This is a genomic window from Bradyrhizobium sp. USDA 4353 (genome assembly GCF_054063215.1).
The window spans coordinates 2,929,119-2,952,634 of sequence record NZ_JBSSGB010000001.1; the positions used below are offsets into that span (position 1 = coordinate 2,929,119).

A 23,516-nucleotide genomic window follows, 5' to 3' on the forward strand; every position below is an offset into this window, starting at 1 on the left:
CCAGCTGATTTCATGCCTCACTACGATCTGATCATTCGCGGCGGTCGCGTGCTCGACCCCGAAACCAAGCTCGATGCCACGGCCGATGTCGCCATCAAGGACGGCGCGATCGCCGCCGTGGGCGATGTGGGCGGGGCGGCCGATCAGGTGATCGAGGCCAAGGGCCTCGCCGTCGTCCCCGGCTTCATTGATCTGCACGCGCACGGCCAGTCGCTGCCGGCCGACCGCATGCAGGCGTTCGACGGCGTCACCACGACGCTGGAGCTCGAGGTCGGTGTGCTGCCGGTGGCGCGCTGGTATGATGAGCAGGCCGCGATCGGCCGCACGCTGAACTACGGCGCCGCGGCGGGCTGGGTGTTCGCGCGCATCGCGACGATGACGACGCAGCAGACCGCCTCGACCATCGGTGGCATGGGCGAGGCGATGCGCGACAAGCGCTGGGTCGAGGAGGTCGCGACACCGGCGGAGACCGCGGAGATCGTCGAGCGCACGAAGCAGGCCCTCGACCAGGGCGGCCTCGGCATCGCCTTTCCGAACGCCTATGCGCCCGGCACCGGCATGAAGGAGCTGTCGGAGCTGTGCAGCCTCGCGGCGAAGCAGGACGTGCCGACCTACACCCACATCGCCTACATGTCGAACGTCGACCCGCGCAGCTCGGTCGATGCCTATACACGGCTGATCGGCCTGGCCGGCTCGACTGGCGCGCACATGCACATCTGCCATTTCAACAGCACCAGCCTGCAGGACGTCGAGCGCTGCGCCGAGCTGGTGCAGACCGCGCAGAAGCTGGGGCTGAAGGTCACGACCGAAGCCTATCCCTACGGCACCGGCTCGACCGTCGTCGGCGCCGGCTTCTTCGCCGATCCCGCCTTCTGTCAGCGCATGGGCACCGGCTATGACGCGATCGAGATGGTGGCCGAGCGGCATCGCCTCGGCAGCCGCGACGAGCTACTTGCGCGGCAGCAGGAGGATCCCGGCGCGCTGGTGCTGATCCATTTCCTCGACGTCGCCGTCAACCAGCGCCATCGCGACCTGCTCGACGTGTCCGTGCTGTTTCCGGGCGCTGCGATCGCCTCGGACGCGATGCCGTGGATTCTGTCCAACGGCACGGACTACACCGGCGACGCCTGGCCGCTGCCTGACGATGCGGTGTCGCATCCGCGCTCGTCGGCGACCTTCACGAAGTTCCTGCGCGAATGGGTGCTGGACCGCAACACGGTGTCGCTGATGGACGGCATCGCCAAATGCACGCTGATCCCGGCGCAGATCCTGGAGACCTCGACGCCCGCGATGCGCAGGAAGGGCCGGCTGCAGGCCGGCTGCGACGCGGATATCGCGGTGCTCGATCTCGCAGGCCTGCGTGATCGCGCCGACTTCCTCAACATGAACCGGGCCTCCGAAGGCGTGCAGCATCTGCTCGTCAACGGCCAGGCCGTGATCGCCCATGGTGATCTCGTCCGCGACGCAAGGCCGGGACGCGCCGTGCGCCGGCCCCTGCTGTCGTGATCGTCCCCGTCCTGCTCGTCGCCGGTGCCCTCGGCGCCGGCAAGACGACATTGCTCAATCACTTGCTCGCCAATCCGGACGGACGGCGGATCGCCGCAATCGTCAATGATTTCGGCGCGGTCGATATCGACGCGCAGCTGCTCGGCACGGTGACCGAGGAGGTGATCAGTCTGAAGAACGGCTGCATCTGCTGCTCGCTGCAGGGCGACCTCTTGCGCACGCTCTCCTCCGTGATCAAGCGCGACCCGGCGCCCGATGCGATCGCGATCGAGACCTCGGGCATCTCCGATCCCGCCGAGATCATCCGCAACCTGATGGACCCCGTGATCTTCAAGGTCGCGCCGCTCGAGACGGTGGTGACCCTGGTCGATCCGCAGCGGCTGCATGACGATCCTGGGATTGCGGAGGAGGCGCTCTGGCGCTCGCAATTACGTGCCGCCGACTTTGTGCTGCTGACGAAGGCGGACCTGCTCGATCGCGCCGCGCTCGATCAGGCGCGCGCCATCGTCGGCCGCTTCAAGCCGTCCTCCGCGATCTTCGAGATCGCGCAAGGCGTCGTCGCGCCGGACCTGCTGTTCAGCCGCGACATCGATACGCCGCGGATGTTGCCGCCGCAGCTCCCGGCCGCCGCCGAGCCGTTCGTGACGGTGACATGGACATCGCAGGCGCCGCTGTCGCTGGCGCGCTTCCAGGAGGTGATCGGCCGGCTCGCGCCGCGCACGCTCCGCATCAAGGGCGTGCTGTTGTTCACGGAGCACCCCAACCAGCCGATCCTGTTCCAGTCGGTCGCGACGCGCGGCACGCTCGCAGCATCGCCGGTGGCGCCGCCCGATGGCCTGACCGCGCAGCTGGTGTTGATCGGCCGCGAGGGCGAGCTCGATGCTGATGAGATCGACGCGCTGCTGCGCGGCGTGATCGTGTCCTGAGATCGGCGGAGCTCAGCCCGCCCGACGCAAGGCGCCGCTGTCGGAATCGACCCAGGTGCAGCCGCCACCGCCGGCGCGCTTGGCGGCGTAGAGCGCGCTGTCGACCTGGCGCAGCAGCTCGTCGACTGCGTCGTCCGTAAGCGGGCGATCATTGACGAGCAGTCCGGCGCTGGCGCCGATGATGACGGGAATATCGGACAGCAGGAACGGCATCGACAGCGCGCGGACAGCCTCGCGCGCGAGCTGAAGCGCCTCGTCGCGCGCACTGCCGCTCGCGACCGGCTTCAGCAGCATGAACTCGTCACCGCCGAAACGCGCGGCGAGACCGTCCGATCCGACGCAGCTCGACAGCCGGCCTGCGACCTGGCGCAGCAGGTCGTCGCCGGCGTGATGACCGTGGCGGTCGTTGACCGGCTTGAAGCCGTCGAGATCGATGGCGATGATGGCGACGCTGCCGGTTGCGCCTTCCAGCGCAGCGAGGAACGCCGCGCGGTTCGGCAGCCCGGTCAGGAAGTCGTGGTGGGCCTGGCGCGCGAGCGCGTGCTTGGCTTCGAGCCGCTCGATGAAGGCGGTGCTGAGATGGCGCGACGCTTCACGGATCGAGAACCAGAACAGCACCAGCATGGCGGCGCCGAGCTGATAGGGCAGCTCGGGACGCATCAATCCCGCGACCAGCGTCGGCGCGAACAGCACGGCCGTGGCCGTCAGCACGACCCAGGGGCGGATCGCCGCGCGCGAGACCATGCCGACGCAATAGGACATCGACAGGCCGAAGGCGATCCACGCGCCCGGAGCATCGTTGAGCTGAAATGCGCGAAACGTCAGGGCGCCGAGCGCGAGGCCGAACGCGGTCGCGCCGGCCGCATAGACCTTCTCCCACAGGATCACGTCGCGGTCGGACAGGCGCGCCGCATGCTGCTGGTAGCGCAGCAGGCTCACGACGCGGCCGATGGCGTTGACGATGATCGCGCAGGCGATCGCGATGTAGCCGGGGTCGCGATTGATGACCGCGAGCGTGACCGATCCCGTGATCGCCGCCGCGTTGATCGACATCACCTGCGGCAAGGACGTGTATAGCAGGTCGACCAGCTCGCGCCGGATCGCCGGGTTCGGATGGATGAATGTGGAAAGCAGCCCCTGTCCCATGACACCACCATGGGACACCTTTCCTAACAGTTGATGGCTGATGACGATTCGCGCGGCGGGGGTTCGCGGTTACCTTAAATCTTCGTCAATCGCGCATGAACGTTCATGGCGCGCGGCTGGGATCGCCAATGGCGTAGATCGGGGTCGCCGTCGACAGCCGCGCCGGCAGCGGCGCCGCAGTGGCGACCTTCGGGGCCTCGGGCTTCGCCTCGATCTTGGCCTCGACCCGAGCATCGATCCTTGCACTTGCATCGACCTTGGGCGGCTCAAGCTTCAACGGCCGCAGCGGCTGGCGCTTGGCCATCGCATCCAGCACCGCCCGGTTGGTCTTGTCGATCCGCTTGGCGGCGGCGACGTCGGCGAAGGCGCGGTCGAACTTGCGCATCCGGTAGAACACGATGCCGCGGTCGATATAGGCTTCCTGGTAGCGCGGATCGAGCTGGATCGCCGCGTCGAGATCGGTCAGCGCAGCGGCGAGGTCGCCCTTCTGGAACGATGCCATGCCGCGATCGTGCAGCGCGCGGGCGTCGTTCGACGCCGTGCCGCCGGGCTGCGCTGCGTCCGATGGGCAGGGCGTGGCCTGGCCGCAGGCGGGGGTGTCCTGCTCGGCCGAATAGACCGCGTCGACCTTGCTGACCCGCAGCGGCAGCGGCTCGGCCGGCGCATTGGCCTTCGTGACAGGAGCCGGCGTATCGCTTGCGGTCGCCGACGGCGCTTCGCCAACCGTGGTCGCGGCGGCCGCGCTCTCGATCGGATTGGCAGGCACCTCGGTCGGCTTGACCTTGTTGGTCGCGACCACGATCGGCTTGAGCTGCGCAACGGACGCCGCGGACATGTGCGTGAACAGCAAATAGCCCGTCAGCGCCACCGCGGAAGCGCCGGCCAGCGCCATGACGCCGGAGGCGACCTTGTGCACCTTGGCGGCGACGGCGATCTTGGACTCCTGCCGTTCCTCCTCATGCGCAGCGCCGAGCAGGCGGTCGTAGGCCGTGCGCTGCTCCTTGTCGCCGAGGATGTCGTTGGCGCGGATGATCTGGCGAAACCGCAGCGCGGCGTCGGGGTCTCCGGGATTGATATCCGGATGACTCTCTTTGACCGCCTTGCGGAAGGCGGCCCGGATGTCCTCAGCGTCATCGTCCGGAAGAGCTCCGAGTAAATCGTAAAGCGTCTTCATGGTCGCACTCGCTGCAGGCTTCCCTCGTCTCCGATCGAAATTCCTACGGCGAATTTACGCTGGAGCACTCGAACTAACTCTTTCCACTTGGCACAATAGCCGTCTAATTCGGCGGAAAAATGACTGAAAATGGCGAAGTCCGTAGCCATTTTTGCCGCGATTGGAGCCATCACGCCTGCACCTTCGACCGGGCGAGACGCAATCTTGGATTGCATCGTCAGGAACTCATCGCGTCCGCCCGAGGATCTCTGGCTATGGTGAAGAAAAAGTTTGAAGCAGCGTTTAACGCCGGGGGCTGAACTCATCGTCTTGTCATTGTTGTCGTGAGTTCCGCCGACCGTGCCTCGCGCTTGCCCCTAGGCCGGGCCGCGCGGTGCCCGGCTTGCGGACGAGCCGGGCCGGCCGCTATACCCGGCTGCATGACTGATTTTCATGGTGTCTTTCCCTATCTCGCCTCGCCCATCAGCGCCGACGGCGTGATCCGCACCGACGTGCTGGGGCGGCTCTGTGACGACCTGATCCATGCCGGCGTGCATGGGCTGACGCCGCTCGGCTCGACCGGCGAGTTCGCCTATCTCGACCGCGCCCAGCGCATGACCGTTGTCGAGACGACCATTGATGCTGCGCAGGGCCGTGTTCCCGTCATTGCCGGAGTGGCCTCGACCGCGATCGCCGATGCCGTGGCGCAGGCCCGGGCTTACGAGAAGCGCGGCTCGGATGGCATCCTGGCCGTGCTCGAAGCCTATTTTCCGGTCAGCGATGCCGGGGTGGAGGCCTATTTCCGTGCGATCGCCGACGCGGTCGACGTTCCCGTGGTGATCTACACCAACCCGCAGTTCCAGCGCTCCGACCTGTCGCTCGACGTGATCGCCCGGCTCGCGGAGCATCCGCGCATCAACTACATCAAGGATGCCTCGACCAACACCGGGCGGCTGCTCTCGATCATCAATCGCTGCGGCGATGCCATCAAGGTGTTCGCGGCCTCGTCGCACATTCCGGCGGCGGTGATGATGATCGGCGGCCATGGCTGGATGGCCGGCCCCGCCTGCATCATCCCGCGGCAGAGCGTCGAGCTTTACAATCTCTGCATGGCGTCATGCTGGGACGATGCGATGATGCTGCAGAAGAAGCTGTGGCGCGTCAACGAGGCCTTCGCCCGCTTCAACCTCGCCGCCTGCATCAAGGCAGGGCTCTCGATCCAGGGCTACGACGTCGGCGATCCCGTGCCGCCGCAGGCTGCGCTGACCTCAGAGCAGCGCAAGGTCGTGGAAGAGGTCTTGCGCGACCTGGGGTGAGACTCGGGTGGCTGCTTTTGCCCCGCTTTCTCCATCGTCATTCCGGGCTCGCGCTGCGCGCCCCGGAATGACGGGCGGTGGTTGTGTCGGGCAGCAAATCCGCTAAAACCCCATGCAATTACATTGAACTGGCCAAGGATTCTCGAATGAACATTCTTCCCAACAATATGCGGTTCGGTGCGGGCCAGCCCGTCAAGCGGCTCGAGGATCAGCGGCTGCTGACCGGGAAGGGGCAGTTCATCGACGACAAGCCGGAGGACGGCGCGCTGTGGCTTTACGTGCTGCGTTCCCCGCATGCCCATGCGAAGATTTTGTCGATCGACACCGCCGCCGCGCGCGAGATCGCGGGCGTCGAGGCGATCTACACCGGCGCGGATCTCGTCGCCGACGATATCGGCACCATTCCGACCTTGGCGATCTTCAAGCGTCCCGACGGCAAGCCGATGACGGTGCCGCCGCGCCGGCTGTTGGCGCACGAAGTCGTGCGCTACACCGGCGAGGCCGTGGCAGCCGTCGTCGCGACGTCGCGTACGATTGCCCAGGAAGCGGCTGAAGCGATCGTCGTCGATTACGAGGTGCTGCCGGCGGTGACCGATCCGGTCAAGGCGATCGAGCCCGGCGCCCCGGTGGTCTGGGCCGAGGCGCCCGACAACATCGTTGCCGCGATGAGCTATGGCGATGCCGCCAAGGTCGAGGAGGCTTTTGCCAGCGCGCCCCACAAGGTGTCGCTCGACATCAACAGCCAGCGTTTGGTGCCATCGGCCATGGAGCCGCGCTCGACCATCGCGGAGATCGAGAAGAAGACCGGTCGACTGTTGCTCTATGTGCAGTCGCAGACGCCGGCCTCGACGCGCGACGTGCTCGCGGACGCCGTGCTGAAACGGCCGAAGGACAGCCTGCGCGTGCTGGTCGGCGACATCGGCGGTGGCTTCGGCCAGAAGACCAACCTGTATCCCGAGGACGGCATCGTCGCCTATGCCGCGACCAAGCTTTCGAAGAAGATCCGCTGGCGCGCGGAGCGCACCGATGAGTTCGTCGGCGGCACCCATGGTCGTGACCTGACCTCGACCGCCGAGTTCGCGCTCGACGCCAAGGGCAAGGTGCTGGCCTATCGCGTGCGCTCGATCGGCGCCACCGGCGCCTATTCGTCGGGTGCTGCCAACATCATCCCGCTGGTGCTCGGGCCGTTCGTGCAGACCGGCGTCTACGACCTGCCGCTGGTGCATTTCGAGATCAAGACGGTCATGACGCACACCGCGCCGGTCGGAGCCTATCGCGGCGCCGGGCGGCCCGAGGCGGTGTTCATCGTCGAGCGGCTGTTCGACACCGCCGCGCGCCAGATCGGCATCGATCCGCGCACCATCCGGAAAGCGAACTACATCAAGCCGGCGCAGCTGCCCTACACCAACGCCGTCGGCCAAGTGTATGATTCCGGCGCCTTCGCCCACATGCTGGAGCGCGCCGCCAAGCTCGCCGACTGGGACGGCTTCAACGCGCGCAAGCGCGAGGCCAGGAAGCGCGGCATGCTCTATGGCCGCGGCCTCACCAGCTACATCGAATGGACCGGCGGCCGCGCCCATACCGAGAAGGTGTCGCTGCATGCGACCTCCGAGGGCCGCGTCATCCTGCATTCCGGCACCATGGCAATGGGGCAGGGGCTGCAGACGACCTACACGCAGATGATCTCCGATACGCTGGGCATCCCGCTCGACAAGATCGACGTCGTGCAGGGCGACACCGATCTCGCCACCGGCTTCGGCAGCGTCGGCTCGCGCTCGCTGTTCGTCGGCGGCACGGCGGTGGCGGTGTCGTCGAACGACCTGATCACCAAGGCGCGCGAGAAGGCCTCGAACCTGCTGGAGACCGCGGTCGAGGACATCGAGTATCGCGACGGGGTCCTGACCGTCGTCGGCACCGACCGCCGCATCAGCCTGTTCGACATCGCCGGGAAGGAGCAGGGCGCCAAGCTGTCGGTCGACAGCGAGGGCGAGGTCGATGGGCCGAGCTGGCCGAACGGCACGCATATCTGCGAGGTCGAGATCGATCCGGAGACCGGCATCAGCCGTGTCGTGCGCTACACCACGGTCGACGACGTCGGCGTCGCGGTGAATCCGATGCTCGTCGCCGGCCAGATCCATGGCGGCGTCGCCCAGGGCATTGGCCAGGCGCTGTACGAAAACGTCGCCTACGACGCCGACGGCCAGCTGCTGACCGCGACCTATCAGGACTACTGCATCCCGCGCGCCGACGACGTCCCGCCGATCGCGGTCACGCTCGACGATTCCGCCCCGTGCAAAACCAACCCGCTCGGCGCCAAGGGCTGCGGCGAATCCGGCGCCATCGGCGGCCCGCCCTGCGTCACCAACGGCGTCATGGACGCGCTGTTCGAGCTGGGCATCACCAATCTGCAGACGCCGCTGACGCCGGAAAAGGTATGGGCCGCGATCCGGGACGCGAAGGCGAAGAAGGCGGCGGCGTAAGGCGAACGAAGGGAGTAGTAGAGCGCGACACTCGCGACAAAGCGACAGTCCGCTCCCTCTCCCCGTTCTTCACGGGGAGAGGGCTGGGGTGAGGGGCAGCCACACGGGCGGTGCAAGTAGTTAAACTCTATTCTCTTCTGTTCAACTACATCTTGATCCAGGAGAGAGTGAAACAGGAATCCCAATTGATACTTCCCGTGCGGCTGCCCCTCACCCCGACCCTCTCCCCGTGAAGAACGGGGAGAGGGGGCGCACCGCCGTCGGTGCAGCTACTTGCCGTCCACCGGCAGCTCCAAGCTCACCCTGAAATCGCCTGCCGTGCCGCGAAAGCCCAGTCTGCCCCCGTGCGCCTCCGCGACCTCCACAGCGATCGCCAAGCCCAGCCCCGAGCCGTGCGAGCCGTCGCCCTTCTGAAACGGCGAGAGCATTCTTTGTTGCGCGTCCGCCGCAATGCCTGGCCCATCATCCCAGACGATGATCGCGACATGCGCTGTCGTTCTCTCCACGCGCACCATCAGTCGTGTGGCCGCCCCATGCGCCAGAGCATTGTGAATGAGATTGGCGAGCGCCTCGCGCAGGCTGATGGCATCTGCTGCGACGATGACATCGTCGTCGCATTCCACGAAGCTCACAGAGACCTCGCGCTCCAGCGACAGCGGCACGCTCTGCGACAGCACGGACTTTGCCAATGCGTTGATGTCGGTCGCAGCAAACCGCGGCGCCTGGGCGCGGTGCTGGATCATCGCGTGATCGAGCAACTGGCTGGTGAGGCGGGCGAGGTCGGAGATGCGGCTGCGCAGTCGATCGAGCGCCTTCGGATCGTTGGTCTGCTCGCTCAGCAGCTCGACCTCCGCATCGATCGCAGCTAGCGGTGTGCGTAGTTGATGCGTGGCATCGGCGATGAAGCGCTGCATCAGCGCGATGCGCTCGGCGAGGCGCTGCATGAAGCCGTCGATGGCGCCGACCAGGGCGCGGACCTCGCGCGGCGGCGTGATCGCGATCGGGCTGAGATCGTCCGGCCGGCGTTTGACGATCTCGGCCTCGATCCGCGTCAGCGGCGCGAACACCAACCGGAGGCACAAAGCGGTGGCAACCAGCGCCAGCAGGCTCATGGCCGCGATCAGGCCGATCGCTTTGGACCCCAAGTCCCAGGTCAGCGCATCGCGCGCGCGCAGCGTCTGCGCCAGCACGATTTCGCTCCAGCCGTCGCCTGGGGCGCCGTCGAGCCGGCGGGCCACCGCGGCGACGCGCACCGGCTGGTCGCGATAGACGCCATCGCGCAGCACCACGCCCTCGCGCAACGCGCTTTTGGGCGCCTGGATCGTCAGATCGTCATAGCCGGCAATGACGACGCCGCGCGGATCGGTCACGCGGTAGAACACGAGATCATAGGCCGACAACGTCGCGAACGCCGCCGCCGGCGGGTCGAGCGTGACCACGCCGCCCTGCATGTAGATGTTCTCGGCGACCTGAACCGCGCCGCCGGCGAGCAGCTTGTCATAGGCATCGCGCGCGGCCGTGGCCGCATATTGCCAGGCGGCGAGGCTGAGCACGACAGCGCCCACAGCCAGGATCGCGCCGATCGCGATCAAGAGCCGCGCGCGCAGCGACGTCCTCAGATCACGAAGCGTGGAGCTGATAGCCAAGGCCGCGCTCGGTCTTGATTTCGACGGTCGTCGCCGCAAGCTTGCGTCTGAGACGCGCGATGAACTGCTCGACGGCGTTCGGGCTCGGGTCCTGGTCGAAGCTGAACAGCTGTTCGACCAGTTCGTCTTTCGCTACATAGCGCCCGGGCCGCGCGGCCAGGATCTCCAGCACGGTCAGCTCGCGCCGCGTCAGATCGAGCGGCTGGCCGGCGACGCTCGCCGTGCGCCCGGCGCGGTCGATCACCAGCGGCCCCAGGGTCAGCAGATTGTCCGATTGTCCTGCCGCGCGACGGAGCAGGGCGCGGGCACGCGCCTCCAGCTCGCGATAATCGAACGGCTTCACCAGATAGTCGTCGGCGCCGAGGTCGAGCGCGCCGATGCGGTCGTCGACCGCGGAGCGCGCCGTCAGCACCAGCACCGGCGTGCGCAGGCCGCGCTTACGCAGATGCTTGAGCACGGCAAAACCGTCCATGTTCGGCAGCATCACGTCGAGCACGATGAGATCATAGGTCTGCACCTCGATCAGCTCGCTCGCGGTGCGGCCGTCCTTCTCCCAGTCGACGGCGTAGCCGATCCGCTCGAACCGGCTGGTCACGGCGGCGCCGATCTCGGGCGTGTCTTCCACCAGCAGGATGCGCAAGGTCGTGGTCTCAGCCCCGGAGTCAGGTTCGCGTCAGTCTCCTCCTCTATCACTTCGCATAAGGGCGCCGAAGTGCACCAAGCGAAATTTTGCGCTGCAACATCAGGAGGGGAGGACGCATGACCGTCCATCAGACACCATCACAATTCGAGCCGCTGCTCTCGGTCGAGGGCGTGACGCTGCAGTACAAGACGCCGGACACCCTGGTCACGGCGACCTATCGCGTCGATTTCAAGGTGTTCGATTCCGACCGCTTCGTGCTGCTCGGACCCTCCGGCTGCGGCAAATCCACGCTTCTCAAGGCGATCGGCGGCTATCTGAAGCCGACCGAGGGCCGCATCCGGCTCAAGGGGCACGAGGTCACCGAGCCCGGCCCGGACCGCATGATGGTGTTCCAGGAGTTCGACCAGCTCTTGCCCTGGAAGACGGTGCGCGAGAACGTCGTGTTCGCGCTGACCGCGAGCGGCCGGCTCGGCGCTGACGAGGCGCAGGAGCGCGCAAGATCCTACATCGACAAGGTCGGCCTGACCAAGTTCATCGATTCCTATCCGCACATGCTCTCCGGAGGCATGAAGCAGCGCGTCGCGATCGCCCGGGGCATGGCGATGGAGCCGGACGTGCTGCTGATGGACGAGCCGTTCGCGGCGCTGGACGCGCTGACCCGGCGCAAGATGCAGGATGAGCTGCTGCAGCTCTGGCAGGACACCCGCTTCACCGTGCTGTTCGTGACGCATTCGATCGAGGAGGCGATCAAGATCGGCTCGCGCATCCTGCTGCTGTCGCCGCATCCCGGCCGCGTCCGCGCCGAGCTCAACAGCGTGCCGCCGGGCACGATGGGCTCGCCCGAGCAGGTCGCGCTCGAAGGACGTATCAACGACATGCTGTTCGGCCATCATTAAAGGGACGGGAGAGAGATCATGAGCGAGACGCTGACCCTGCGCCCCGAAATCGTCAATGCGGAGACCCCCCTCGGCGACGTCAAGGTCGAGGCGAGCCTGTCCTGGCTGGAACGCATCTACCGCATCAGTGCGGTCCGCAAGGCCATCATCCTCGTCGCGCTGGCCGCGCTGTGGCAGGCCTATGGAGTGTGGCTCGGCAATCCCCTGCTGTTTCCGACCTTCACCGACACGCTCTCGGCATTCTCTGAGAACATCGCCAATGGCGTGATACCGGCACGCACCCTGGTGTCGCTGGAGACGCTGCTGATCGGCTATGGCGTCGGCATTGCGCTCGCCGCCGTGCTGACCACGATCGCGATCGGCTCGCGGATCGGCGCTGATCTCTTGGAGGCGCTGACATCGATGTTCAACCCGCTGCCGGCGATCGCGCTGTTGCCGCTGGCGCTGATCTGGTTCGGCCTCGGCAAGGGCAGCATCATCTTCGTGCTGGTGCATTCGGTGCTGTGGGCGATCGCGCTCAACACCCATTCCGGCTTCCGCTCGGTGTCGAACACGCTGCGCATGGTCGGCCTGAACTACGGGTTGCGCGGGCTGAAGCTGGTGCGCTTCATCCTGATCCCCGCGGCCTTCCCGGCGATCCTGACCGGCCTCAAGGTCGGCTGGGCCTTCGCCTGGCGCACCCTGATCGCGGCGGAGCTGGTGTTCGGCGTGTCCTCCGGGTCCGGCGGCCTCGGCTGGTTCATCTTCGAGAATCGCAACCAGCTGGAGACGGCGAACGTGTTCGCCGGCCTGTTCACCGTGATCATCATCGGCCTCGTGATCGAGAACGTCGTGTTCGCCACCATCGAGCGCAAGACGGTGCGGCGCTGGGGCATGCAGCATTGATCGGTTATAAGCATAACAACAAGGGATAGGAGACGAGAATGTCCTGGAGCAAATCACTCGCGGCCGCCGCGTTCGGGCTTGCCGCGCTGCTCGGCGCCACCGATGCACAGGCTGAGGTCAAGGAGGTCAGGCTCTCCAAGGGCTATGGCATCCTCTATCTGCCGCTGATCGTGATGGAGGATCAGAAGCTGATGGAGAAGCAGGCCGAGAAGGCCGGGCTCGGTCCGTTCAAGGTGAGCTGGCAACTGCTCGACGGAGGCAACATCATCAACGACGCGATGATGGCCGGCTCGCTGGACATCGCCGGCACCGGCGCGCCCGGCTTCATCACTTTGTGGGCCAAGGCCAAGGGCATTCCGGCGGTGGAAGTCGTGGGCGTCAGCGGCCTCTCGTCGACCTCGCTGTGGATGAACAGCAACAATCCCGAGATCAAGTCGCTGAAGGATTTCAAGCCGAGCGACAAGATCGCGCTGCCGGGCATCAAGACCTCGCTCTCGGCGGTGATGCTGCAGATGATGGCGGCGCACGAGTTCGGCCGTGAGAACTACGCCAAGCTCGATCCGATGACCGTCGGCCTGCCGCATCCGGAAGCGGTCGCGGCGCTGACCTCGGGCAAGACCGAGATCACGGCGCATTTCACCTCGCCGCCGTTCTCCTATATCGAGCTGAAGGATTCCAAGATCCACCGCGTGGCCAACTCGGCTGACGTGCTGGGACGTCTCACCATGGACGTCGTGTTCGCGCCCAAGCGTTTCGTCGACGCCAATCCCAGGGTCGTGCAGGCCTTCCTCGACGCGCTCGATGAGGCCTGTACGCTCATCGCCAACGACAAGGCCGCCGCCGCCGAGATCTACGCCCGCACCGCCAAGGTGAAGACCACCAAGGAGGAGGTGCTGGAGATGCTCCAGGACAAGGATACTTGGTTCTCCGCGACCCCGGAGGGGGTGCTCAAGATCGCCGAGTTCATGCACGGCGTCGGCTCGATCAAGGTCAAGCCGGCGAGCTGGCAGGACATGTTCGTGACGCAACTGCGTGACCGCAAGGGTAGCTGATACTTTCGGAGCGGAGCCGCAGCGGCGGTGCGCCCCCTCTCCCCGTTCTTCACGGGGAGAGGGTCGGGGTGAGGGGCAGCGGCACGGGTGGTCCACCTGCGGGGCATTGGAGCCAGGCCTCGGTTTCCTCCGCAGCTTGATGAGTTGAGTTATCTCGCATCGGCGCAAACTCATCTTGCCCGTCCGATGGACTGCTGTCTTCGCTCCGTATGTGCCATGCCCCTCACCCGGATTGCTGCGCAATCCGACCTCTCCCCGCAAAGGGCGGGAGAGGTTGCACCGGCCGTGCCGGCAGCGATCGCCCGATGCTCCCAAGGCTTCAACTCGGATTGTCGTTTCATCGGCGTCCCGCGCCGCAGCGGCGGTCTGCTCCCTCTCCCCGTTCTTACGGGGAGAGGGGTGGGGTGAGGGGCCGCGACACGGGTGGTCTGAATTGCTAGACTCCGGACAGCCCTGAAGATTCTTTGCGGCGAAAGGCCCGCTGGAACTCCCTGAACCTCCGCCGCGACGTCCACCCCCCACCTCCGGCGGCGTCATTGCGCCGTCGGCAAAGCTGTGCTGTGTGATGCTGACACATCCGGACGAAGGGGGACGCGCGATGCGGAGATTGCTGACCGTGCTGGCGGCGCTGATGACCTTGAGCCTGACCAATTGCGGCTACAACGCCATCCAGACCAATGACGAGCAGGTCAAGGCGGCCTGGTCCGAGGTGGTCAACCAGTATCAGCGCCGTGCCGATCTCGTGCCCAACCTCGTCAACAGCGTAAAGGGCTTTGCGCAGCAGGAGAAGGACGTGCTGTTCGGCGTCACCAACGCGCGCGCCAAGGTCGGCAGCGTGCAGGTCACCCCCGAGGTCGTGAACGATCCCGCGGCCTTGCAGAAGTTCCAGGCCGCGCAGGGCGAGCTGACCGGCGCATTGTCGAAGCTCATCGCCGTGTCCGAGAACTATCCGCAGCTCAAATCGGATCAGCTGTTCCGCGATTTGATGTCCCAGCTCGAAGGCACCGAGAACCGCATCACCGTGGCGCGCAACCGCTACATCAAGGCGGTGCAGGAGTATAACGTGGGCATCCGGACCTTCCCGAACAATCTCACCGCAAGCTGGTTCGGCTACAAGGAGAAGGCCAACTTCACCGTCGAGAACGAGCGCGAGATCTCGGTCGCGCCCAAGGTCGACTTCAACGCGCCATCGCCTGCGCCGGCCAAGTAGCCGGAGCGGCTGCTCGTGCGCGCGCTGTCCGCCGTCAAGGCGCTGCTTGCGACCGTCTTCGTCTGCCTCGCCACGTGGGCGTGGGCCGACGTGGCGGTGCCGCAGCTCACCGGCCGCGTGGTCGACCAGACCGGGACCCTGTCGTCGTCGGATATCGCGAGCCTGACGCAGAAGCTGAAAGACCTGGAGACGCGCAAGGGCAGTCAGGTCGCGGTGCTGATCGTGCCGACCACCGAGCCGGAGACGATCGAGCAGTTCGCGATCCGCGTCGCCGAGGCCTGGAAGATCGGCCGCAAGAAGGTCGACGACGGCGCGCTGCTGGTGATCGCCAAGACTGATCGCAAGCTGCGCATCGAGGTCGGCTACGGGCTCGAAGGCAGCCTCACCGACGTCACCTCCCGCCGTATCATCGACGAGGTCATTACGCCGAAATTCCGCACCGGGGATTTTGCTGGCGGCATTGACGCAGGCGTCGATCGGATCATCGGCGTGATCAATGGCGAGCCGCTGCCGGTGCCGCAGCCGCAGGCCTCGCACGGCGATGTCGATTTCGATTCCATCACCTCGTTCGCGCCGGTGGCGCTGTTCGGCGCGCTGGTGATCGGCGGCATCCTGCGCACGCTGCTCGGCCGTCTCTTAGGCTCGCTGGCCACCGGCGGCGCGATGGGCGCGATCGCCTGGCTGATGGTCGGATCGGCCGGGTTGGCCGCGTTGTCGGCGATCGGAGGCTTCATCATCGCCTTCATCGCCGATAGTTTTGCGTCGATGCCGGGGCCGGGCCGCGGCCGCCGCGGCGGCTGGTCGAGCGGCTCGTCCTCGTCAGGCTGGAGCAGCGGCAGCAGCTCGAGCGACAGCGGCAGCTTCTCCGGCGGCGGCGGCAGTTTTGGCGGCGGCGGCGCCTCGGGCAGCTGGTGAGGCCAACGCGATGAGCATCAAACGGATCGGCCGGCATCTCCTGCATCACGACTGGCAGCTCAAGCGCATCTTCACGCCGGAGGTGCTGGCGCGCATCGAGCACGCCATCAAGCATGGCGAGCGCACGCATGCGGGGCAGGTACGCTTCGTCGTCGAAGGCGCGCTCGACGGCCGGCCGCTGTGGCGCAACCAGTCGCCGCGCGAGCGTGCGCTCGACGTGTTCTCGCAGCTTCGCATCTGGGACACCGCCCACAACAACGGCGTCCTGATCTACCTGCTGCTCGCCGACCGCGACGTCGAGATCATCGCCGACCGCGGCATCCATGACCGCGTCGGCGCCGAAGGCTGGGAGACGATCTGCCGCGCGATGGAGGCGCAATTTCGTGCGGGGCGCTTCGATCAGGGCGTCATCCAGGGCATCGCCGCGGTGTCACGCGAGCTCGCCAAACATTTTCCGCCGCACGCCGGCGAAACGAATGAGCTGCCAGACGCGCCGGTGGTGCTGTAGCTCGCTACTGACCACATCGATCGATATGAGCGTTGCTGTCATTGGCGCTCCAGGCGTGGCTTCTGTTCACCTCTCCCCGTCGGGGAGAGGTCGGCGCGCAGCGCCGGGTGAGGGGGCTCTCCGACGGCTCGCACCAGAATCCCTCACCCGGATTGCATCGTTCGATGCAATCCGACCTCTCCCTTCGGGAGAGGTGATCTCATGCTGCCGCGCCAGTGCGCAGCGATGAGCGGCCGGACGCGTCGGTGGTGATGTAGCTCGCCACTGACCACATCGATCGATAGGAGAGGTTGCTGTCGTTGGCGCTCCAGGCGTGGCTTCTGTTCACCTCTCCCCGTCGGGGAGAGGTCGCGCGCAGCGCCGGGTGAGGGGGCTCTCCGACGGCTCGCACCAGAATCCCTCACCCGGATTGCATCGTTCGATGCAATCCGACCTCTCCCTTCGGGAGAGGTGATCTCATGCTGCCGCGCCAGTGCGCAGCGATGAGCGGCCGGACGCGTCGGTGGTGATGTAGCTCGCTACTGACCACATCGATCGATAGGAGAGCTTGCTGTCGTTGGCGCTCCAGGCGTGGCTTCTGTTCACCTCTCCCCGTCGGGGAGAGGTCGGCGCGTAGCGCCGGGTGAGGGGGCTCTCCACACGACGGCTCGCACCAGAATCCCTCACCCGGATTGCATCTTTCGATGCAATCCGACCTCTCCCTTCGGGAGAGGTGATCTCATGCTGCCGCGCCCGTGCGCAACGATTCGGAGAGAGCGTCGGCGACTCATATCGTCTGCGCAACCGCGCCATAGCGTTCAGCCATCGCCTTCGCCAGCTCCGCCATCTTGGCCCGCAGCTCGGGTGGATCGAGCACCTCGGCCTCCGGGCCGAAGCGCAGCAGCTCGCCGGCGGCATGCCACAGCGTCGTTCCGGTCGGGATGGTCGCGATGCGCCAGCCGTCGGCATCGACCTCGTCCGCGAGGCGCGTGCGGGCGCGCACGTAAGGCTGGCTCCACACCTCCAGCAGCTTCACGCCGAGCGGTGACAGCCGCACCGTCGCCGCGTTCGGATGCATCTCAGCCTCTAGCCGCTCGGTCGCGGCGCGCCAATAGCTGGCGAGATCGAAATCCCTGGGCCGGGCGAAACTCTCATCGGTGACGGCACAATCGAGAATACGCGCGACGCGGTAGGTCCGCACGCTGCGCTCGACCCCGCCGGCGAGATACCAGCTGCCGCCCTTGAGCACGAGGCCGAGCGGGGCGACGCGGCGGCGCTTCTCGGCGCGCCAGGTCTGATAGCGGATGTCCACCATCACCTCGCGCAGCAGCGCGTCCGCAATGGCGCGCAGAGGCGGCGGCTCCTCGGATTCGCCGAACCAGCCGGGCGCGTCGAGATGGAAGCGCGCCTGCATCCGCCCGGCGTTGGCGCGCAGGTTTTGCGGCAGCGCCGCCACCAGCTTGGTCTGCGCCGCGCTCATCGCATCGTCGAGGCCGAGCGCCGCGGCGGGGCCGGGGAGGCCTGCCATGAACAGCGCATCGGTCTCCGCCGGCGACAGCCCGTTCAGCCGCACGCGATAGCCGTCGAGCAGGCGGAAGCCACCCTCGGCGCCGCGCTCCGCATAGACGGGGATGCCCGCAGCCGAGAGCGCATCGATGTCGCGATAGATCGTGCGCACCGAGACCTCGCAGGCCTCCGCAAGCTCCGGCGCGGTGGCCAGGCCCTTGGCCTGCAACGTCGTGAGGATGGAGAGCAGCCGGCTCGCACGCATGCCTGCCTTAAAACATACCTGACATGGATTGTCAGGTATGCTGTGCGACAAGCCTGGGCATCGAGAGCCGGCCAAGGGAGGAGCCATCATGACCGCCGACGACACCATCACGCTGTATTATTCGCCGCAGACCCGCGCCGCCGGCGCCCGCGTCCTGCTCGAGGAGCTCGGCGCGCCCTATCATCTGCACGTCCTCAACATGAAGGCGGGCGAGCAGCGCAAGCCGGACTTCCTCGCGATCAACCCGCTTGGCAAGGTGCCGACCGTCGGCCACCGCGGCCAGATCGTCACCGAGCAGGTCGCGATCTTCATCTATCTCGCCGACCTGTTCCCGCAGGCCGGCCTGACGCCGGCGCTCGACGATCCCCTGCGCGGGCCCTATCTGCGCTGGATCGCCTATTACGGCTCCTCGTTCGAGCCAGCGGTGATCGACCATTTCATGAAGCGCGAGCCCGCCCCGGTCACACAGTCGCCTTACGCTGACTACGATACCATGCTGTCAGCCCTGGAGCAGCAGCTCGCCAAGGGCCCCTATCTGCTCGGCGAGCGCCTGACGGCGGCCGACATCCTCTGGGGCATCGCGCTGAATTGGACGATGATGTTCGGGGTGGTGCCGCGCAAGGACGTGTTCGTGCGTTATGCGGAGCGCATCACGTCGCGTCCGGCGTTTCAACGCGTCACAGCCGCGGATGCGGAGATGGCTGAGCAGCACGCGGCGGCGGCTGGCGGATAGGATCTCAGTTATCAGTTGCCGCGCTCGTCAGTGAGCAGACTCCTTCACGCCCTGGAAAGACCGCGCCGTGACACTCCGCTGTCATCCCGGCGAACGCCGGGATCCATAACCCCAGCGAGTGGCTTGTGGCAGGCTGGTCGTTGATATCTTCCGTATCATATCGGCTGCGGCGTATGGGTCCCGGATCGGCGTCACGCCGTGCTGGCGCACGGCGTGACTTGTCCGGGACGACAGCGGAGGATGACGCGTCTGCATCGGCTACACACTAATCAGGTGAGACGCCGACGATCTGAGTGAAGTCCTGCATCATTGCCGTAGCGCCTAGCCTATGGACTCCACAACACGACGGGCAATCCTTGCATCCACGTCATGCGCCAACTGCCCGTCGAGCCAGTTTGTCGCACCTATGCGCCTTGTCATGTCGGGCAAATCACATCGATGATCCCGGCCATCCCGCCTGCGATGAAGGGGCGTTTCGGCCGATCGTCACGAGGCGTAGCAGCGGGGAGCGGTGGACGTATCTGACCTGGGGCTTGCGCAAGCGGGCCGGCGAGCAGGTTGGGTGCGTACGGTCAAGTCGTAGGGTCCTGGCATCCCGACGCTGATGCCCAGCGCAATGCGTGCAAGCGCATTGTCGCGACACGGTGACCAGAAAGCCCGGCGCACCGGGGAGACTACGAAGCAGCCGTAAAGCCATCGCGCAGGGAAGGCCGGGTATGTCCGGCTGAGCCTGTGGTTCCTGCCCCGTGCATTTTTGTCCGCACGGGGGCCGCGGGTATCAGTCGATACCCGGTCTTCCCTGCGCCCTCTGATTTCGAGGAGGGTCAATGCCGTCAGATCTCGGGCGTATCAGCGCCGCGGGAGGATTCGTGCTGCCGGTTGCAGGAGCCTCGCCGCCGTCGCGAATCGACCAGCTGCGCAGCGGACGGGCGCCGCGGCGATGAATATTCGGGCACCGCTTGCCACATCTGCTCCATCTTGTCGGCGCAAATCCGCCCCGGATGAATTCCTAAAACTCAGGTAAGCCCAGCAAAAGTAAGATTTTGGCAATCAATCAAACGCTAACTAAGGTTACCAAGGGCTGAACGTCATCGGGAGACTTGAACGTGAGCGAGCAAAAGGCCGAACAGACCAGCCTCGGCACTGCTAGTCCTGTCGTCGTCGGCGCTGAGCCAGCACTGAAGACCTCTGCGTCCCCCGGCGCCGTCGACAAGGCCGTGCCGGCGATCGCTCCGGTCGCACAGCCGATGATCTCGCCCGACCACGAGGCGCCGTCGGCCGACCAGCCCGCCACGGCTGCAAACACCCCTGCGGTCCAAGCCCCGGCCTCTGAGCCCAAAGCCGAGCCGGTTGCGGTGCTCGCCGCGACCGACGCGCCTCCCGCCGCGGAGACCAAGGCCGAGGTGGTCAAGCTCGAGCCGGCCAGGACTGATCAAATCAAGACCGACCAGATCAAGACCGACCAGATCAAGGCCGATGAAATCAAGGCGGAGCCGCCGCCGATCGAGAGCGTGAAGGCGGAAGCCGGCAAGGCTGAGCCCAAGCGGCTCGACCTCGTGAAGTCCGACAAGGGCAAATCCGAGAACAAGTCTGAGAAGAAGGCCGATGCGGCGAAGGCCGATCCGCTCAAGCTCAATGCAGGCCAGGGCTCATCCAGTCAAAACGCCGCCAAATCCCCGCCGACCATCCTGGACCTGATCAGGACCGAGCCGGCCAAGCCGGCGGAGCCGGTCAAGACCGTCACGGCGGCGGGGGACCTGCTCAAGGTCGAGACGCCCAAGCTGTCGACGCTCGCGTCCAATGCGCCGAAGATCGGTCCGATGGGGGCGACGCCGGTCAAGCCGGAGACGACGAGCAAGCCGGTGGCCGCGAAGCCGGACGTTGCTGCGAAGCCTGAAGCGGTTGCCAAGGTCGAGCCTGTCGCGAGGCCCGAACTCGGATCGAAGCCGCCGGAGCCGGCGGTGAAGCCCGAGATCGCGGTGAAGCCCGAGGCTGCCGCCAAGGTCGATCCCAGGCGTCCCGCCGTTGAGTCTGCGCCGGCGAGCAAGGTCGGCATGGCCGGCTCAGCCGTGGAGAAGGCCGCGGCCTGGGCCAAAGGCAAGCTCAAGGCCGAGCCGTTCAAATTCGATGCGACGACCAAGCCGTCGCCTGCCGCGGCTGCGATGGCCGGCGGCGCCGCCGCGGCCTTGCCGCAGCAGCCCGGCCCAGCCGCGTCGCGCATCCCCGCCACGGGCCGGATCGGCCTGCCGGCGATGGCTGCCGTGCTGCTGCTGGCGATGGTGGTCGGCGGCGTGGCCGGTGGGCTCGTGACCGCCGCCTTGGTCGATCGCTCCGGCGGCGGCACGGCGGAGGCGACCGGCGCGGGCGCGGCGGATCCGACGCTGAGCGCTGCGGTGTCGCGCATCGACAACGAGATCGCCAACCTCAAGGCGAGCCTCGAGCAGACCAACCAGACCAGCCTGGTCGAGCTCAATAAATCGGCCGAGCGCCTCGACCGGCTGGAGAAGGTGCTGGGTGAGCTCGCGACCAAGGCGTCGGGCAAGCCGAGCGAATTGCAGCGGCTGAGCGAGGCCGTCGAGCGGCTGCGCGCCGCGCAAGCTTCGGCGAGCTCGCAGCCGTCGGGCCGCGACAATACCGCCTCGGTCCCGCAGGCGGTCGGCGCGATCAATGCGGCGGCGCCGCCGTCCGGCGTGCCGATGCGGCAGGAGGCGAGCCGCGCCGAGCCCACCAGAACGGACGCGAGCACGCCGAGCAGGACGGAGCCTGGCCGGGCCGAAGCCACCCGCGCCGAGACGGCGAGGGCAGAGGCGGCTCGCGCCGAGGCCGCCAAGCCGAAGGTCGTCGAGGGCTGGGTGCTGCGCGACGTCGGCCGTGGCGGTGCGCTGATCGAGGGCCGCGGCGGGCTGTACGAGGTCTATGCCGGCGATCCCGTCCCCGGCCTCGGCAAGGTCGATGCGATCCGCAAGCAGGACGGCCGCTGGGTGGTCTTCACCACCAAGGGGCTTGTCGTCGCGCGCTGACCGACCATCTCTTCAGGATGCGAATTCGACGAGGCGCCTCACTGCGACGTGAGGCGCCTCGTCGCATAATGGCCAGACGCCGCCGCCTTTCGGCTATCTTCGGCCATTAGCAAGCCCTGCGCGCGACACGGCCGACTGCCGCCTCGCGCGGGCCGATTGCGGAAGAGGAGGCGCGTGGTGCGACTGTCGGTGTTGAGCCTGTTGATGCTGTGCTGCGGCTCGCTTGCACATGCAGACGAGAGCGCGCCGCTCGAACGCGGCACCGCGATTCTCGAGCCGTTCGCCCTGCGCGAGCTCGACAAGGGCGCCTTCGGTCTCGGCAAGATGCTGGCGCCGGCGGCCGCCAATGACGCGCCGCTGGCGGATGCCGCGCTGTTCGCGCTGCCGTCGATGGCTCCGGTCCGCAAGGCGCTCGATGCCGAGTTCGACCGTTATGTCGAGAAGCACAAAGCGAGCCTGCCGAACGAAAGCATCGGGGTCGGCACCTCCTATGCCTTCCAGCTGTTCGATCGCACGGTGCTGGACACGTCCGATGCGCGCTTCGTGCTCGCCGGCGTCGTCAACCGCATGGACCGCGCCTTCGTCGATCCCGAGCATTGCGGCGAGGTGCGGCTGCTCTACCGGTTGACGCGGACCACGCCGCCGCCGGCCAAGGACGGCGAGGTGGCCTCGCCGCGTCTGCCGATGACGTTGAACATCGTGCTGAAGGCGCGCAGCGACGCGGAGGCGAAAAGCAATTCGCCGAGCTGCGCCGAGATCGCCAAGCGCTGGCTGGCGACGTCGGAGTTGCAGATCACCGGTCCTGAGCTCGCGGCGAAGCTGTCGGCGCCGGATGGGCCGCTGGCGCTGATCCGGCCGGAGAACATTCATCGCATCGAGACCAACCTGCAGATCGCGCATGCGCCGAAATCTCAGGTCCGCGATTTCCGCACCGACTACATGATGAAGGTGTTCGACTATCAGGCCGCGAGCGGCACCTTCGAGGAGGCGGTGCTGGAGGACCAGATCGACCGCGACCGGCTGCTGTCGGATGCTGCGCTGGCGAGCGAGTTCAAGGCCTGGCTGCTCGATCCCGTCCATCTCGGCGAGCTCGACCGCGGCATGGCGGTCATCCCCGACAAATTCCTGGCCAAGGTCGCGGTGGCGCCGACACCGGTCGGATTCGTCAATTCCGACATGTTGTCGGCCTACGGGCTGGTGCAGAGCGAGGCGGGCGGACCGGCTGCCGTGTTCAGCGAGGCCGACGTGGTCGGGGCGCTGGCGAAGGCGGCTGCGCAAGGCATTCAGCTCGAGACCATCCAGTCGGTCGCGGGCTTCGAGCGCCGCCTCAACGATTCCAGCTGCGGTGGCTGCCACCAGACCCGCGGCATCGGCGGCTTCCACTTCCCAGGCGTCGACTGGATGGCGGAGAAGCCGTCCAACACCGTCGTGGTGCCGGGCTCGCCGCATTTCTTCGGCGACCAGGTCCGCCGCCGCGACATTTTCATGGCTTTCGCCGAGGGCCGCACGCCGGACTTCTCGCGCGGCTTCGCCAGCCGCCCGCAGCTGCGCGGCAGCGATGAGCTCGCCGGCACGGTCTACAATGACGGCTGGGGCGGGCATTGCTATGCAAGCCGCGCCGACGCCGCCGAGAACGACAAGAGCTTCTCGCGCTGGAGCTGCGCGGCGAACCTGTCCTGTCAGACCGGCCCGGCGACGCGGTTCGGCATGTGCTTCATCGCGACGCGCTAG

Annotated in this window: 19 protein-coding genes; 13 read left to right on the plus strand and 6 right to left on the minus strand. The window is 66.7% G+C overall.

Features of this window, described 5'->3' with window-relative positions:
* The first annotated feature begins 12 nt into the window (after positions 1-12).
* The gene (locus ACVILH_RS13000) at positions 13-1,506 is read left to right on the plus strand and encodes an amidohydrolase family protein (RefSeq protein ID WP_456713237.1); all 1,494 of its coding nucleotides are present in this window, start codon (positions 13-15) and stop codon (positions 1,504-1,506) included.
* On the plus strand, positions 1,503-2,432 hold the full coding sequence (locus ACVILH_RS13005) for a CobW family GTP-binding protein (RefSeq protein ID WP_456713238.1): 930 nt from the start codon (positions 1,503-1,505) through the stop codon (positions 2,430-2,432). Before ACVILH_RS13000 ends, ACVILH_RS13005 begins: the two co-directional genes overlap by 4 nt.
* Positions 2,433-2,444: 12 nt before the next feature.
* Here the strand turns inward: ACVILH_RS13005 and ACVILH_RS13010 are convergent, their stop codons facing one another.
* The 3 genes from ACVILH_RS13010 to ACVILH_RS13020 form a co-directional block, all read right to left on the minus strand.
* A complete protein-coding gene (locus ACVILH_RS13010) occupies positions 2,445-3,578 on the minus strand; it encodes a diguanylate cyclase domain-containing protein (protein ID WP_456713239.1) in 1,134 nt (377 codons plus the stop codon).
* A 103-nt stretch (positions 3,579-3,681) separates the two neighbouring features.
* Entirely contained in the window at positions 3,682-4,752 is a 1,071-nt protein-coding gene (locus ACVILH_RS13015; RefSeq protein ID WP_456713240.1) for a DnaJ domain-containing protein, read from the minus strand.
* Positions 4,749-5,057 (minus strand): hypothetical protein, encoded by a 309-nt coding sequence (locus ACVILH_RS13020; protein WP_456713241.1) that lies wholly within the window; start codon positions 5,055-5,057, stop codon positions 4,749-4,751. The genes ACVILH_RS13015 and ACVILH_RS13020 overlap by 4 nt, the downstream gene beginning before the upstream one ends.
* Before the next feature lie 114 nt (positions 5,058-5,171).
* On the opposite strand from ACVILH_RS13020, the gene ACVILH_RS13025 reads away from it, so the two are divergent.
* Both ACVILH_RS13025 and ACVILH_RS13030 read left to right on the plus strand, forming a co-directional pair.
* Positions 5,172-6,047 (plus strand): dihydrodipicolinate synthase family protein, encoded by an 876-nt coding sequence (locus ACVILH_RS13025; RefSeq protein ID WP_456713242.1) that lies wholly within the window; start codon positions 5,172-5,174, stop codon positions 6,045-6,047.
* Between the two features lie 146 nt (positions 6,048-6,193).
* A complete protein-coding gene (locus ACVILH_RS13030; protein ID WP_456713243.1) occupies positions 6,194-8,527 on the plus strand; it encodes a xanthine dehydrogenase family protein molybdopterin-binding subunit in 2,334 nt (777 codons plus the stop codon).
* A gap of 269 nt (positions 8,528-8,796) precedes the next feature.
* Here the strand turns inward: ACVILH_RS13030 and ACVILH_RS13035 are convergent, their stop codons facing one another.
* Complete coding sequence (locus tag ACVILH_RS13035) at positions 8,797-10,173, minus strand: sensor histidine kinase (protein ID WP_456713244.1); 1,377 nt, start codon at positions 10,171-10,173, stop codon at positions 8,797-8,799.
* Positions 10,148-10,813: a response regulator gene (locus ACVILH_RS13040; protein WP_456713245.1), complete on the minus strand. Its 666-nt coding sequence runs from the start codon at positions 10,811-10,813 to the stop codon at positions 10,148-10,150. Before ACVILH_RS13040 ends, ACVILH_RS13035 begins: the two co-directional genes overlap by 26 nt.
* 119 nt (positions 10,814-10,932) lie before the next feature.
* Here ACVILH_RS13040 and ACVILH_RS13045 point away from each other — a divergent pair, with 119 nt between their 5' ends.
* The 6 genes from ACVILH_RS13045 to ACVILH_RS13070 all read left to right on the plus strand — a co-directional run bounded on the left by ACVILH_RS13045 (position 10,933) and on the right by ACVILH_RS13070 (position 16,282).
* Positions 10,933-11,712, plus strand: coding sequence for an ABC transporter ATP-binding protein (locus tag ACVILH_RS13045; protein WP_456713246.1), 780 nt, complete (start codon positions 10,933-10,935; stop codon positions 11,710-11,712).
* 18 nt (positions 11,713-11,730) lie between these two features.
* Positions 11,731-12,597, plus strand: coding sequence for an ABC transporter permease (locus tag ACVILH_RS13050; RefSeq protein ID WP_456713247.1), 867 nt, complete (start codon positions 11,731-11,733; stop codon positions 12,595-12,597).
* 38 nt (positions 12,598-12,635) lie between these two features.
* Complete coding sequence (locus ACVILH_RS13055) at positions 12,636-13,649, plus strand: ABC transporter substrate-binding protein (RefSeq protein WP_456713248.1); 1,014 nt, start codon at positions 12,636-12,638, stop codon at positions 13,647-13,649.
* Positions 13,650-14,247: 598 nt separating this feature from the next.
* Complete coding sequence (locus ACVILH_RS13060; protein ID WP_456713249.1) at positions 14,248-14,859, plus strand: LemA family protein; 612 nt, start codon at positions 14,248-14,250, stop codon at positions 14,857-14,859.
* A 15-nt stretch (positions 14,860-14,874) separates the two neighbouring features.
* Positions 14,875-15,774: a TPM domain-containing protein gene (locus ACVILH_RS13065; protein ID WP_456713250.1), complete on the plus strand. Its 900-nt coding sequence runs from the start codon at positions 14,875-14,877 to the stop codon at positions 15,772-15,774.
* Between the two features lie 10 nt (positions 15,775-15,784).
* On the plus strand, positions 15,785-16,282 hold the full coding sequence (locus tag ACVILH_RS13070) for a TPM domain-containing protein (RefSeq protein ID WP_456713251.1): 498 nt from the start codon (positions 15,785-15,787) through the stop codon (positions 16,280-16,282).
* 766 nt (positions 16,283-17,048) lie between these two features.
* Here ACVILH_RS13070 and ACVILH_RS13075 read toward each other — a convergent pair.
* Positions 17,049-18,032, minus strand: a complete 984-nt coding sequence (locus tag ACVILH_RS13075) for a helix-turn-helix transcriptional regulator (protein WP_456713252.1) — start codon at positions 18,030-18,032, stop codon at positions 17,049-17,051.
* Positions 18,033-18,120: 88 nt separating this feature from the next.
* On the opposite strand from ACVILH_RS13075, the gene ACVILH_RS13080 reads away from it, so the two are divergent.
* The 3 genes from ACVILH_RS13080 to ACVILH_RS13090 all read left to right on the plus strand — a co-directional run bounded on the left by ACVILH_RS13080 (position 18,121) and on the right by ACVILH_RS13090 (position 23,516).
* Positions 18,121-18,765, plus strand: a complete 645-nt coding sequence (locus ACVILH_RS13080) for a glutathione S-transferase family protein (protein ID WP_456713253.1) — start codon at positions 18,121-18,123, stop codon at positions 18,763-18,765.
* Between the two features lie 1,106 nt (positions 18,766-19,871).
* Complete coding sequence (locus ACVILH_RS13085) at positions 19,872-21,785, plus strand: hypothetical protein (protein WP_456713254.1); 1,914 nt, start codon at positions 19,872-19,874, stop codon at positions 21,783-21,785.
* A gap of 204 nt (positions 21,786-21,989) precedes the next feature.
* The gene (locus tag ACVILH_RS13090; protein WP_456716964.1) at positions 21,990-23,516 is read left to right on the plus strand and encodes a hypothetical protein; all 1,527 of its coding nucleotides are present in this window, start codon (positions 21,990-21,992) and stop codon (positions 23,514-23,516) included.